We start from the raw sequence: 11,761 nt of genomic DNA, 5'->3' as shown, positions 1-11,761 counted from the left end.
AAGTGTGCTCTGTCCACTACTTCGCTTCCGCGATGGTACCTTCAAAAGCGACCCGCCGATCGTTGACCTTAACGAGTTCATTCAATTCGTACACATTGTGGTAGCCATAGCCGTATAGATTTATGTAAGTGGGAACATTTAGAGCCATCATTCTCGGTTTGTCTTGCGATGCGATCTGAGACGCAATTGCATTATTTGCTTTTGGGCGTGGTGCCGCCACTTTTGAAGCGAAGTCTGTTTGGTTGCCGTCGAAGTTGTTGTTGCAGTAAATAAGTATCTTCGTGTCGAAGGACGGAATTACTTTTGCCAGGTTGTTCTGCGTGAAGTCTGTAAAACTAAGGTGTTTAGCGCCTTTAAGGTGAATTCGATCAAATCGAAATGTTGAGCGGCTGTCCAAGATTATGACTCCCGGTTCCTGGCTCATTTTTAGAAACTGATCCAGATCGACCAGCCGACTTGCTCTGTGAGGTTCAACCTCTGTCACTAGAGCTTTGTAATCTTCGAAACTCACTTTCGCTTTCGGATATTTTTTGTTTTCTGCCATTCCCGGAACAGTCAGGGTTACTAAAAGTACTGCCACCGCAATTAGTGCTCTCATCTTGTTCCTCCTCGAATGGTTTTATATTGCTGTCCTAAAGAAAGCTGTGAAATTTTTCGCTAGTAAACTGCTGGTAGTGCATTCCTTATCTGATAAGCTTTTGCATCAGCTTCTGCTACCAGTAAGATCGGTGATTATTAATTCGGCGAAGGCGGGTAGTACACGATTTCGTACTTGATACCGTCCGGATCTTTGAAATAAACGGCGTAATAACCTGCAGGCGTATATTCAGGATAGTCTCGCGGAGGGCTTACTATTGTGGCACCAATCTTCGTCAGTTCATCGTAGAGCTCGTTTACTTCTTCCCTTGATGCGGCCTTAAAAGCAAGATGGTGCAATGCTCCTGGCTTTCTGCGATTGACAGTATCGTGTGCAAAAGCCTTTCTGGGCGACGTAATGGCAAAACATAATCGCGGATGCTTCCACTCCACGACATGAAATTCATGTTCGTCAATTACAGCACTGCCCTTGCTGTTGGCTTGGAATCCGAGCAGAGGCAGAAGTTTTTCATAGAATCCCTCGGCAGCGGTGATATCTTTGACGGTTATCTGGATGTGGTCGATGAGCGGTTCCACGAATCACCTCAACAAAGTTCAGAATGGAAGCTATTATTTTACCCGTTTTGAATATTTACCGCTGTTTGAGTCCTCCTTGGCAGAGTCTTTAGCGTTCAAACGTTCCGTCCTCAAGCTCGCAATGTTTTTTACTGTGGTACTTTTAACGTTAATGACGTCTTTTGAAACAGTTTTTTGATAACAGAATGAAGTATTTCAACAAACGAACACTTGCACCTCTTCTGACGCTCATGTGCCTTCTCCTTGGGGCGTGTGAGACTCTGGCAGAAAGTCAACAACGCGATTTGCTCATGTCCATGAACCAAGCACTTGCCAGCGGAAAGCCAATCTTTGATTGCGCCTGTCTGGATAGTCTAGATCGAAAGATTGTTCGCTCCTGGTATCCACCGAAAGACGGAAGTAATCGAATCCAAATAGCGTTTAAGACGACGCGAAACGGTGAGGCTTCCGTTGTGCGCATTGTGAAGAGCTCCGGTTTTAGCATGTGTGATAGTGCGGCCATCCGAGCAATAGATAAGAGGCCGCTTTTATACGTGCCCACCGGGGACGCTTATCTCGTTTTTGATTTTGACTTCAGTCAGGGACATCCGCGTGGCACTTCGATTGTTTTGGCGCCGGACAAGCAGGCACCGCCAGTTGTTTTCGTCAAAAGCGAAACCGAATTTAACAGCGGAACAAAACGTGCTTACTCTTTTCCACATACAGCACTCAATAACGACGGCGTGTTACACGTGCTCGACGGTAAGTTCGCTGCAGCGGAAAAATGCTTTGAAGATGCTAGCAAATTGGATCCCTCCTATGAGCCGGCAGCTCACAATCTCAAGTGGGTCCGGTCGCATAAGAAGATCGATCAGTAAACAAAGATTTGGAAAATTTCTGTGTTCGCTGTTGCCACTGTACTTGGTGCAAGACAGCGTTAACTCTCACCAGAAATGATTGCAACAGGTATGTTAGTTCTCTGACCCTTACTTGAATGTAGTTAAATACATGCGGGCCGAGTGCCAACTGGTGAGCGGTCATTGTCATGGAATTAATTACATTCAAGTAAGGGACCGTAAGGACATATCAGCCCGAGTTGAAGTAATAGTGAGTGTTTCCAGGTAAGGGATGTCTGATATTGCCAAAGCGGATCTCGTTGTGCCACAGAGCGCCTTGATTTTGCTGTTTTTCGTGCGGTTTTTTCGACTGAAAGCCGATTCGATTGAGTTCTACCGGGCATAACAATGTCATCCACGTTGAGTTGAGTTTGCGTATGCGAAGAATTACTTTTGCTATTTTTGCGGCATTTTTAAGCTGCTCCACGGCGTCTGCTCAAAATTGGCGACAGCCCAATCCAGATCAGCCAAATGGCTATCGTGCCAGCGAGGCTGCTAGCCACTACCATGGCGACTTGCACATGCCCGCGCAACCCCAAAATGGTTACCACGCGTCCGAGGCTCGCAGTCACTATGGTGGTAGCCGTATGGAGCCTTCAAGCGGCTGGGGCTCGTCTGAGTCAAGTGGCGGCGGCAGGTGGGGCGAATCGAGTTCATCAGGTAGATGGGGCGGCTCCGAACAGTCTTCATCCGGCTTGGGGAGTCGCTGGGGCGGTTCCGAGCAATCTTCTGGGTGGGGGCAAACCACGCCAGCTGAACAAACTTTCGCCCGAGGAGTTTTGCGCCGAACGATGATGGAGCGGTATGCCGCTTCTCAGGGTCAAGCAAACGTTGGGCAACCAGACCCCGGTATCCGTTATTCCGCTACGAATGGTTTGTTAGGCGGGCGAATGGCGAATGTAGAAAATTCCGCTAGTCAGATGATTCGCAATGGTGGCGGATTTAATACCATCTACGCGCCGTAAAGACGCCGTAAAAACGCCGTAAACAGCGGTGCACAGAATAGTTCGAAGGTTTGGTTGTCAACCCCACCACAAGTAAAATCTCTGGTTCTTTTCAAGCTCCTTTGCAATATCATCTTCATCGCACACGATTTCACCGTCTGCGAGATCAGGGCAGAATGAGTACAAAAAGCTGGCGAGTTGATGTGGCTCGGCGATGGCTTTCGTAAAGCGTCCACCAACCGCATTATGCATGCAGTCTGATAGGATGAATGGATGTTCTTCTTCCATTTCTGTTAGCAGCTGAATGATCTCCGCGTTGCCGTGACCATAATTGATTCCATCCGTACCGCAAGCCGCTATTACCTCATACTTATTCAAAGTCGGGAACAGCAGAAACATTGCGGAGCCTTCTTCATCTTTGTGTGAAATGAGTAGGAAACCTCTTGAGCGTACTTGCTCTTGCATTGCATCTGCAAGTTCTCTTTTGCGTTGGTCTTTCTCATCCTTTGGGGCGCCTTTGACATATTCTGCGCCCTTACCAAACGTCTGACCTATGTTGTCCCAGCCTTTTACGTTGACGTAGAACCGATGGACACCCTTCTTTTTTTTCCATGGATATGACTTGGTTTGACAGACATCAGCTAGGTATTCGATAGTGGACTGAAACGCAGGTGTTGCCTCAATCTCTTTGAACTTTTTAAATGCTTCTTTGAAGTCTTGTTTGGCATTGTTCATTCCAAGCTTTTCGCGAATCAGATTTCTGACTGATGTATCATCCGGTCCATGATTGGCTTTGGAAGCCCATTCAAGTATGGTTGCTTGACGTGAGTCTCGATGTGTCAGGTTCGCTCCAGCTTCAATTAAAAATTCGATGAGCTCTTCATTCTGCGAAACTATAGCCAGCATGAGTGGTGAAACACTTCCGATTTTTGTTGTTGCATTTACATCACAACCTGCTTTGATTAGCCGACGAACAACATCTGTTCTGCCTACTTCGCACGCTGCGAATATCGGTGCTTCTCCAAAAAGCAGTCGATTGGAATATATAGTTCGTTCTGCTTTCTTATCAAAATATTCTTTTGCAGTAATGTGACACAACTCGTCATCTTTGTAGGACAAGACCGTTAGTGGCTGTTGCTTACCGTTAGCGCCTATATTCAAGTCGGCGCCGGACTCGAGCAAAAGCTCCAGAATTTCAAGACTGCCGACTATGCTCGCGTAAAAAAGGGCTGAGTAACCATCAGAATGAAACTCATCGGGAGAGTGTCCAGCGGATAGTAATTTCTTGAGTTGAGCAGTGTCATTGTGGATCACTGCTTGAGCCACTGTCATGCGATCCTTTTGCTTATTGAGATGTGCTTCGATAGCTTGTTTAGCCTCGGTAGGATCTTTTAAATATTTGGTCAATTTAAGTGCCGTGTTGCCGACTATGTCTGATGCGAGGCAGTCTGCATTCTTTTCCAGCAGCAGATGCATAACTGAGATTTGTCCGTATTCGACGGCAATCATCAGCGGTGTTCGCATCGCATTTTGGGGCTCCTGAATGTTTATACTCGCACCCGCATCTAGCAAAATTTTGCAAATCTCTGTCTGCCCAAGACATGCAGCAGATGACAGTGCTGACAACCCTACACATCTATGTGACATTTTCTCTCGCCGCTTAAAGCTTGGATCTCCGGGCGCGAGCTTGTTCATCGCATCGCGCGTGTCTGGTGACAGCCCGGTGGCAAGGAAATTTTTCACTTCGTCCACTTTTCCAGCCTGCACTGCGGATATGAAATCGACTGCTTGGCGGGCATCCGCTACATTTAAGTTTAATTCTTTCGACTTTGGCATGAAGAGACGAGCACTAGTTGGGGGGTCTTCGACATTATTCCAAGAACTCTCAATTAGTATGTATGCTCAAGCTGTCTTTTGCGAATGTGAGTCGAGCAATTGTGCCATCGAATCTGCATTCATCCTGTATCGTGTCCAGTCGCTCATTGGTTCGGCACCCAGCGTCTCGTAGAAATTTATCGCCGGCTCGTTCCAGTTTAGTACTGACCATTCAAACCGATGACACTTTTCAGCCTCTGCATGGCGAGCTAGCCTGCGCATCAATTCTAGCCCGATCCCCCGACCTCGATAGTTTGGATTGACGTACAAGTCTTCCAGATAAAGCGTTCGCGTGCCCTCCCAGGTCGAATAACCATAAAAGTAGAGAGCAAATCCGCATTGCGCACCGTCTAATTCTGCAATTAAGCATCCGAATGGAGGGGACGCTTGTCTCAATTGATGTTCCAGATCCGCTACTGTTACTTTGACGCTCTGCTCTTCTTTTTCGTAGGCAGCAAGTTCATAGATCATTTGATAGAGAGTATGGGCGTCAAACGATGTCGCCTCTCTGATTGAAATCGGCATTGAATTTCTCCTCTGATTTGGAGATTACAATCTATCGTCAACAATGATTGTTGTAAAATTTTTGAGCATTTGAATCAAATACGTGTAATTTGTTATATTTATAACAATTATGCTGAAGGTCACCGACATAGTCCGAAACATCCTTTTTTCGTCAGAGCCAGAGCTGACGATTCTTTCGCGTCGTCTCTTGAATCTTTCTGCCTACGCAAAACGGATTCAACCCGAAGTAGAGAAGCGTGCTCGCAAATCTGTTCAGGTCGGCAGCATTGTCGTTGCGCTATCGAGAATCAGTCAGGAATTGACTGACGAGGATCCGCTTCTGCCGGCTGTGAAATTGGATGGAATAGCTGTTAAGTCCAATCTGGCTGAGGTGGCATTCAATAAGACTCCTTCCAACAAGCTGAAGGCGCAGAAGCTAATAGTCGATAAAGAGCTTTCGCATGCTGATTTCTTCACGGTCACTTACGGTGCAAGCGAGATTTCCGTGTTTGCTCCTATGACGCTAATGCCATCGATAAGTAAATCATTCAGACCCGAGAAACCGAAGTTGTTGCTCGAGAATTTGGCCGCTCTTACTGTGCAGTTTGGTGATGAGTACATAGATACGCCCAATATGTACTTTGCGTTGCTGCGATCAGTTGCAGTGAAGCGAATCAATATCGTCGAGTTGATCTCGACTTTTACTGAGTTGACATTTTTGGTTCGGCAGAGCGATCTTAACGAGCTGTTTCAGATCATGAACGGTCTGATTTCCAAACGGAAATAGGTTTGCAACGTAAGGTCTTAGACTATTTATTGTCGATTTGTTGCTGGTAACTTTCGCTGTTTCTTGGAACAAGTTCCTGTTTCGGATCGAGATTAATAGACGAACCAAAAACTCGTTTCAATGCTGGACTAGAGTGTGCAAGCAGAGGAAATGCGAAGCCGCGCGTCTTGCTAAATGCAATTACAGCGGTACCATCCGTGCCACCATGCAATGCGCTGTTCACTTGTTCAACTGCTGGAAGTCCTGCATATTCTGCGCCGGATAGTAAGCATAGTACAGATAGAACCAGGAAGACTGGTGCCATGACTGCCATCACCCACATGCCTTCAGTAAATTTGATCAGTGAGTTTTTGCTGCCTGGTAAGTGAATTAAAAGTGGCGAAATAATTGTGAGTGGAAGAAATCCAGTCCAATACGGCATTCTGCCGTTAATTATCGCGACTACGGCTTTGTAGAAGAATGAAACTCCCAAAACCATGAGCGCGATTCCGACCGCAAGCGAGGCTTGCGGGCTCATCAGCGTATTCATATTGTTGACCTTCTGGTAAGTGGTAATGGTAAAACAAGTCACCATCTCCAATATACCTCGTGGACGCAAAAAGTAGACAGTTCTCGCTGTTCTGGCGCACTGAGTTGCTAAAATTGCACAGTCGGACAAGGAGATGATTATGAAGGTCCTGAATACAGTCTTTTGCGCGAGTTTGATTCTGTCGAGTTTATGCAACGCTGCTTTAGCGGAGTCTGCCCAGGAAGCCGGCTATCCGCCGTACGTGAAAGATAAGAAATTGCATGCGACACGCGATTTGCGTGGCAAGAAAGCTCCCGCAATTAAGGTGGCGCAATGGGTAAGCGGTTCTCTCCCAGATAGAAAAGGCAAAGTAACACTTATAGAATTCTGGGCGACGTGGTGTCCTGATTGCCACAGAGCGCGCCCCATACTCAACAAGTTTCAAGAGAAATTTGGTGCAGATTTAGTCTCAGTCGGAATTTCGGATGAGCCCGAGGATGTTATCAAAAAATATCTTGAGAAGAATCCGGTCGACTTTAGTGTTGCTTCGGCGCCTGACAAAAAGATGTACAAGACCGTCGGCGTCAAAGGGATTCCACTGGTGCTGGTCGTGTCAGCCGATGGCATTGTGCGTTGGGAAGGCTACATAGACAGCAAAGAAGACCCGTTGACCGAAGACAAACTGGCTCAAATCATCAAAGCCAGTCAGTCCTCCAAATCTCGGAAAGTCCATTGATAGTCCAAATTTGAGCCCAGTCACAGCCCGATTGATGGTGACAGAGCCTTTGAAATCACCGGATTTTTCGCGAGGTCATTACCAGCCCTTTCCCACAAGCGCCCAGGCGGCCCAATAGCATGGTGCTTTCCAATTGGGGTGTTGGGGATTAGTGCGCACTGCTGTTTTGGCAAGTTGCAGTGACAAAGCCTCAGATTTCCCTTCCAACAGGTGTTTGTAGAACTCGGTCATCAAGAAACTCGTGGCTTCATCATCGACTGACCAGAGCGAAAGAAGTAGTGATTTTGCACCTGCAGCCATCAAGACAGACCTGAGACCCAGGACTCCCTGACCGCGCTCCTCCGTGCCGCGACCTGTCTCACAGGCGGATAGCACGATTAACTTACACTTGTTCAAATTAAGCTCTACGAGCTCTTCGGCAGTCAATTCGCCTTCTTCGGCTCTGTCCACGGTTGCATTGCCGGTAGTGGCAGCGTTTGCTTGTGAAGAATCAGAGGTGGCGTTATCTTTTGTTGGCTCGGCTGCCAGCAGTATGCCCGAGGAGACCAGTGGGTTTCGCACAGCAATGGCGTCACCGATTGCCGTGCTGGCAATGCGCATAGCGCGGTGTAATCCCGGTGTATTTGAATCTTTTGACGTTACTGCAAAGAATCCGTGGGTCGCTAAATGTGCAATCGACACTTCAGGCAGAAGCGCTTTTATTTTGTCTGGTGTAGGTTGATTACCTGTGAGAATCACAACTTCTCGCTCTGAGGCGCTGCCACCAGCTTGTGTACCCGGGTTGCTCAGGAGCTTGCTGATAGCTGATATCTCTCTGTCGGTTCCCTCTAACTTCAGACCCTGATTTTTGTAGTTGATCGCACCGACGAGCAAAACTTTTTCCGTTTTAGGCGCTTGCTGAGCTGCAGCCGATGCCTGAGCTAAATACGATGATTGAGCAGGATCCGTCACTTTAGTTTGGAGCTGACCGCGATTGTGAGGCTGAGTCTGAGCAGCAGAAATGCTTGTAGCCTTAGCAATATCCGAACCACTCCTGAGTCCGAGCAGTTCGCGCGGACTGTCGACGCGCTCCGTCAGGAACGTTCTTCCAGACCCTTCGTTGACTAACATTTCCCAGGGCAATCGTGATAATTCACCATCATCACAGAGAATGATACGATCTACGGAACCGGGCAACCATTTAGCTATTGGTTTCCAGAGTTTTGTCTGCAGTGTTGAGAATGAGTTATCGCTCGAACTTTCGGAGAGTTGAGCTGCGTCAAATTTCAGGTCCCGAAAAGTATTCGTATTTAAAGTGATACCCGGCCCGTACTGTTTGTACATTCCTATCTGCCGCCACTGTCGAAGTGCGTTGTTGATTGATTCAGCATCGGGAATGTCAATAAATCTTAGAGTCGATGGTGTTGCAACTATTGCGTAGTAATGGGCGGAATTTGAATTGAGTGGTTGATAGCTGCTCAGTTCAATGTAGGCTTCAGTTGCTTGCAACTTTTGCATAAACAAATCGGCAGTCATGCCTTTGAGGTCATCGGTGCCACTATGAGCGGTGCCTGAAAGAAGTTGGCGTTCCAGGTCTTCCTTTTGCTCGGAATATTCCGCAATCTTAGATTTCAGCGCTTCGTCGGAAGCGCCACTGGAACTTGCCAGTTTTGATATTTCGCGCTTGAGTTCTCTCCACTTTTCCACCAGGGGTTCACGTTGATTGTCATGCGACTGATCCGCCATCACCGATTGTCTGCGCAAAGCACTGACTAGAAGTCCTCGCCATTGGAGTAAATAGCCGAAAGTACTTTTGATATCCGAATCTGAATGTCGTAAAGAAGTGAGGAGGCTGGAATAATAGCTCAATTGCTGGACAAAATTCCTTTGTTCCGCAAATGAGAGGTCCGGAAAGACTTCAAGGCTGTAAGTCATTAGTCGCGCTGCGGCCATATCGCATAAACTTGCGGCAGAAATTGGATCGCCCAGGTTCGCATTGCAAATCGCGATGTTAAACATATCGTCTATTTGCTGCATAGTCGAATATTTGGTTCGGCTCTGGCGATGCACGTCGAGCGCTTTTGCGTAATTTATTTTTGCAGTAGGAAAATCACGCTTCGTCATTTGGGCGTCCCCAAGGGTGGCACAAACTTCTGCTACATCTAGCCATTTTTCCATTGAGGCACGATCATCGTCTGTCTCAGTGCCCGAAGGAAAAATATGCTGCAACTCGGTAATGGCCGCGTCTGGTTGGCCAGTCGCTATCAAGCTCTTCGCGAAAATGAGTCTTGCTTTGAATGTGTTGGGATCTATGGAAGCGGCAGCCGGGAGATCTTCAATACCTTGTAAGGTGGTAGATTTTAGTACCTTGATTGCTTCGCCTGCATAGTCAACCGCTTTCTCTGACTGCATCATTACTGCAGCCTGCGCCATGTCTTCGAGTACGGACGCTCTTTGTACGGACATCTGTGGCTCTTTCATAATAGCTAGATTGATTGCTTCTTGCCCTGTATCTATTACGGAGCGATAGTCACATTCCTGCAGGTTGACATCCGCTAGAGAGATTAATGCATTGGCACGAATTCGTTGAGTTGCAGCGCTTCGATGTGACTGTTCAAGTGAGATCAGTCTAGAGAGAACAAGTTTGGTTTGCGCGTAATCGCCTTCCATTTTGCAGCTTTCCGCTATCTCTAGCAGCAAGTCGCAGCACTTTTGTGCATCCATTTGGAGCGAGAATCGCTCTAAGACGCGCACTGCAAGAGCATTCAGTTGTCTGGATTTGATGCGTCCGTCTGGATCGCCCGCTTCTTCAAGATCGCTAGAGAGGTATGCCATGGTTAGAATTGAGCGCGTCAAAAATTCTACTGCGACCGGCTCGGAGTTCCAAACTTGTTGACTTAAATGATGTTCTTCTGCTTTTCCTGCCGCATCTTTAACGACCATGTTTTTAAGCGAGATTTTCTGATCGATGTTTTTCTTCGATATAATGCTCTCGACAAATTCAATATATTGCCGAGAGCATTGTTTGCACATTTCGAAGGAACGACGGTTCATTGATGCAAACCGAAGAATTGTAAAAAGAAATGCTTGCGAAGTCACCAGAGAGTCTGAGTCAAAGCTATTTTTGTCGACCATGTCGATGCATTTGAGCATCGCCCTGACCGTATTTTTATCTGGATTCTCAACTCCAAATTGGTACAGGGCAAGCAGCAACCTGAATCGGTCTGCCGATGACAGGGCTGCTTCTTGATCGTACTCAGGAGCCTTAGGATCCGCATCGCCAGTGATCTTTTGTTCTAAGGGTTTGAATTCGTCTAGATGAAGATCGGAGCATAGTGCCACAAGCATGGCGGCTTGCTGCGCTGCCCGTTCTTTGAAAACCAAAGTGTTCGGCATGGGTTTGTCGTCCAATTTTTGATAGTCGCGAAACACGGGCTCCGCTTCGGCATAGCGTCCCTTGCTGATCAAGTATTTACCTTTGACATAAAGATCCCGATGACCTGCGGATTTTCCTTTTCTCTTTTCAGAAGCCGCGATGCGGTCCAAGTATTCCTGCACTTCTTTCGATTTGCCTTGAACACGGTAAAGGTCGGCCAGGCCTCTCAAAACGTCTACAGTTTTTGAATCATCTTCCCCATAAAGCTTTTGATATATCGACAGAGCCTCTTTCATTGGAATTTCTGCCTCGGCGTATCGATGTTGCTGTCCGAGCCTGTTACTTATTTGAGCTAGTGATGCGGCAACGGCAGCACTTTCATGCCCGAACAGCTTTGTCCTGATATCCAGCACTTGCTTATTCAAAGTATCTGCTTCTGTAAAACGACGTTGTGTTACATATAACTCTGAGAGATCCGCCATAGCATCAGCGGTTTTGGCGTTGTTTAAGCCGAGATTTTTCTTTCTCAAGCTAATGATCTTTTCGTACAGCGTTTCTGCCTCAGCGTAGTGTAGTCTGTTTGAGTAGAAAGTCGCCAGGTTCCAGAGTGCACTAGCGGTATCTGAGCTATCCTCGCCAGTGGATTTGATTGAAATTTCCAGTGCGTCCATGAATAGAGTCTTGGCTTCACTGTATTTACGTTTAGCCTCTAATACATCGGCCAACATGATTTCAGTTTTGGCGTAATCCTTGTCTCTAGAAGCACACTCTTTCAGAGCGTCTCGAAGAGCTAATTCTGCTTGGTCGTATTTGCCGTGTATGTAGCCTTCGGAGCCCTCTTTGTACAGTTTTTCCCATTTGGCTTGCTCAGCACTTACAGGTACTTGTGCTGTGCAAAGAGCTGCTGAAATCGCGCATGCGAAGAATTTATTTAGAAGTGTTCTTACGTTTGCAAAGTCGCTTTTTTTCATAATTGCTATGGATAAGGATTTGTGGCGCGTAAA

11 protein-coding genes are annotated in these 11,761 nt (G+C 47.0%); 4 read left to right on the top strand and 7 right to left on the bottom strand.

Features of this window, described 5'->3' with window-relative positions; all coding sequences use genetic code 11:
- Positions 1 to 16: 16 nt before the first annotated feature.
- Both EKK48_22305 and EKK48_22300 read right to left on the bottom strand, forming a co-directional pair.
- Positions 17 to 598, bottom strand: coding sequence for a rhodanese-like domain-containing protein (locus EKK48_22305; GenBank protein RTL38035.1), 582 nt, complete (start codon positions 596 to 598; stop codon positions 17 to 19).
- Between the two features lie 137 nt (positions 599 to 735).
- The gene (locus EKK48_22300) at positions 736 to 1,173 is read right to left on the bottom strand and encodes a glyoxalase (protein RTL38034.1); all 438 of its coding nucleotides are present in this window, start codon (positions 1,171 to 1,173) and stop codon (positions 736 to 738) included.
- Between the two features lie 185 nt (positions 1,174 to 1,358).
- Here EKK48_22300 and EKK48_22295 point away from each other — a divergent pair, with 185 nt between their 5' ends.
- Entirely contained in the window at positions 1,359 to 2,030 is a 672-nt protein-coding gene (locus EKK48_22295; GenBank protein RTL38033.1) for a hypothetical protein, read from the top strand.
- A 208-nt stretch (positions 2,031 to 2,238) separates the two neighbouring features.
- On the opposite strand, the gene EKK48_22290 is transcribed toward EKK48_22295, so the two are convergent.
- Complete coding sequence (locus tag EKK48_22290) at positions 2,239 to 2,475, bottom strand: hypothetical protein (GenBank protein ID RTL38032.1); 237 nt, start codon at positions 2,473 to 2,475, stop codon at positions 2,239 to 2,241.
- A gap of 94 nt (positions 2,476 to 2,569) precedes the next feature.
- On the opposite strand from EKK48_22290, the gene EKK48_22285 reads away from it, so the two are divergent.
- Positions 2,570 to 3,013: a hypothetical protein gene (locus tag EKK48_22285; GenBank protein ID RTL38031.1), complete on the top strand. Its 444-nt coding sequence runs from the start codon at positions 2,570 to 2,572 to the stop codon at positions 3,011 to 3,013.
- 57 nt (positions 3,014 to 3,070) lie between these two features.
- Here EKK48_22285 and EKK48_22280 read toward each other — a convergent pair whose 3' ends face one another.
- Together EKK48_22280 and EKK48_22275 are read right to left on the bottom strand one after the other, a co-directional pair.
- Positions 3,071 to 4,828 carry a DUF4253 domain-containing protein gene (locus EKK48_22280; GenBank protein ID RTL38030.1) on the bottom strand — a complete coding sequence of 586 codons (1,758 nt, stop codon included), beginning with the start codon at positions 4,826 to 4,828 and terminating at the stop codon, positions 3,071 to 3,073.
- 66 nt (positions 4,829 to 4,894) lie between these two features.
- Complete coding sequence (locus EKK48_22275) at positions 4,895 to 5,392, bottom strand: GNAT family N-acetyltransferase (protein ID RTL38029.1); 498 nt, start codon at positions 5,390 to 5,392, stop codon at positions 4,895 to 4,897.
- 109 nt (positions 5,393 to 5,501) lie between these two features.
- Between EKK48_22275 and EKK48_22270 the strand changes: the two genes are divergently transcribed.
- Positions 5,502 to 6,158 carry a hypothetical protein gene (locus EKK48_22270; GenBank protein RTL38028.1) on the top strand — a complete coding sequence of 219 codons (657 nt, stop codon included), beginning with the start codon at positions 5,502 to 5,504 and terminating at the stop codon, positions 6,156 to 6,158.
- A 22-nt stretch (positions 6,159 to 6,180) separates the two neighbouring features.
- Here EKK48_22270 and EKK48_22265 read toward each other — a convergent pair whose 3' ends face one another.
- The gene (locus EKK48_22265; GenBank protein RTL38027.1) at positions 6,181 to 6,732 is read right to left on the bottom strand and encodes a hypothetical protein; all 552 of its coding nucleotides are present in this window, start codon (positions 6,730 to 6,732) and stop codon (positions 6,181 to 6,183) included.
- A gap of 88 nt (positions 6,733 to 6,820) precedes the next feature.
- Between EKK48_22265 and EKK48_22260 the strand changes: the two genes are divergently transcribed.
- Complete coding sequence (locus EKK48_22260) at positions 6,821 to 7,402, top strand: TlpA family protein disulfide reductase (GenBank protein RTL38026.1); 582 nt, start codon at positions 6,821 to 6,823, stop codon at positions 7,400 to 7,402.
- A 78-nt stretch (positions 7,403 to 7,480) separates the two neighbouring features.
- Here EKK48_22260 and EKK48_22255 read toward each other — a convergent pair whose 3' ends face one another.
- Positions 7,481 to 11,728: a CHAT domain-containing protein gene (locus tag EKK48_22255; GenBank protein RTL38025.1), complete on the bottom strand. Its 4,248-nt coding sequence runs from the start codon at positions 11,726 to 11,728 to the stop codon at positions 7,481 to 7,483.
- Positions 11,729 to 11,761: the final 33 nt, after the last annotated feature.

This window comes from Candidatus Melainabacteria bacterium, from assembly GCA_003963305.1.
In the GTDB taxonomy this organism is placed as follows: domain Bacteria; phylum Cyanobacteriota; class Vampirovibrionia; order Obscuribacterales; family Obscuribacteraceae; genus PALSA-1081.
The sequence above is the reverse complement of the archived record's forward strand: the minus strand, read 5'-3'. Positions and strand labels throughout refer to the sequence as shown.

Coding starts and splice junctions, on each gene's coding strand:
- EKK48_22305 (RTL38035.1), bottom strand. CDS start 598: ATGAGAGCACTAATTGCGGTGGCAGTACTTTTAGTAACCCTGACTGTT.
- EKK48_22280 (RTL38030.1), bottom strand. CDS start 4,828: ATGCCAAAGTCGAAAGAATTAAACTTAAATGTAGCGGATGCCCGCCAA.
- EKK48_22255 (RTL38025.1), bottom strand. CDS start 11,728: ATGAAAAAAAGCGACTTTGCAAACGTAAGAACACTTCTAAATAAATTC.
- EKK48_22270 (RTL38028.1), top strand. CDS start 5,502: ATGCTGAAGGTCACCGACATAGTCCGAAACATCCTTTTTTCGTCAGAG.
- EKK48_22260 (RTL38026.1), top strand. CDS start 6,821: ATGATTATGAAGGTCCTGAATACAGTCTTTTGCGCGAGTTTGATTCTG.
- EKK48_22275 (RTL38029.1), bottom strand. CDS start 5,392: ATGCCGATTTCAATCAGAGAGGCGACATCGTTTGACGCCCATACTCTC.
- EKK48_22285 (RTL38031.1), top strand. CDS start 2,570: ATGCCCGCGCAACCCCAAAATGGTTACCACGCGTCCGAGGCTCGCAGT.
- EKK48_22265 (RTL38027.1), bottom strand. CDS start 6,732: ATGGTGACTTGTTTTACCATTACCACTTACCAGAAGGTCAACAATATG.
- EKK48_22295 (RTL38033.1), top strand. CDS start 1,359: ATGAAGTATTTCAACAAACGAACACTTGCACCTCTTCTGACGCTCATG.